The following is a 1,072-nucleotide window of genomic DNA, read 5'->3' on the forward strand; positions in this document are numbered from 1 at the left end:
TCGTTGGTGCCGGTGATGGTCACGTCCACCGTGGAGCTCGAGAGCGCGCCGTGTTCATCCTGCATCTGGTAAGTGAGCGTCACGTGCTCGACCACGCCCTGTGCCAGATGATCAAAGTCGGCTCCCGGATTGAAGACGAGCTGGTTGCCGACCACGCTGGCCGTGCCCTTGTTTGCCGGCGCGCTGGCCGAGTTCAGCGTGAACAGGTGACCGTCGTCGACATCGGTATCGTTGGCCAGCACGTTGATGGTCAGGGTCTGGTTTTCCGTGCCGGCGGCTGTATCGGCCACCGCCACCGGTGCGTCGTTGGTGCCGGTAATGGTCACGTCCACCGTGGAACTCGAAAGCGCGCCGTGTTCGTCCTGCATCTGATAACTGAGCGTCACGTGTTCGACCACCCCTTGCGCCAGATGATCGAAGTCGCTCCCCGGATTGAACACCAGCTGGTTGCCGACCACGCTGGCACTGCCTTTGTTTGCCGGCGCGCTAGCCGAGTTCAGCGTGAACAGGTGGCCGTCGTCAGCATCGGTGTCGTTGGTCAGCACGTTGATGGTCAGGGTCTGGTTTTCCGTACCGGCGGCCGTATCGGCCACCGCCACCGGCGCGTCGTTGGTGCCGGTGATGGTCACGTCCACCGTGGAACTCGAAAGCGCGCCGTGTTCGTCCTGCATCTGGTAASTGAGCGTCACGTGCTCGACCACGCCCTGTGCCAGGTGGTCGAAATCAGCCCCCGGATTGAACTGCAACTGGTTGCCAACCACGCTGGCACCGCCCTGGTTTGCCGGTGCGCTGGCGCTGACCAAGGTGAATGCATGGCCGTCGTCGACGTCGGTGTCGTTGGCCAGCACGTCGATCGTCAGGGTCTGGTTTTCCGTGCCGGCGGCCGTATCGGCCACCGCCACCGGTGCGTCGTTGGTGCCGGTGATGGTCACGTCCACCGTGGAACTCGAGAGTGCCCMGTGTTCATCCTGCATCTGGTAACTGAGCGTCACGTGCTCGACCACGCCTTGCGCCAGATGATCGAAGTCGCTCCCCGGATTGAACACCAGCTGGTTGCCGACCACGCTGGCCG

The 1,072-nt window shown here is 63.3% G+C and carries 1 protein-coding gene; it reads right to left on the reverse strand.

Annotated elements, in window-relative coordinates:
• The coding region (locus AC1DHT_RS29150) for an Ig-like domain-containing protein (protein WP_477761588.1) at nt 1-1,072 on the reverse strand (1,072 nt) is incomplete at both ends.

The sequence above is a fragment of the Pseudomonas sp. 05N432 genome, from assembly GCF_056396945.1.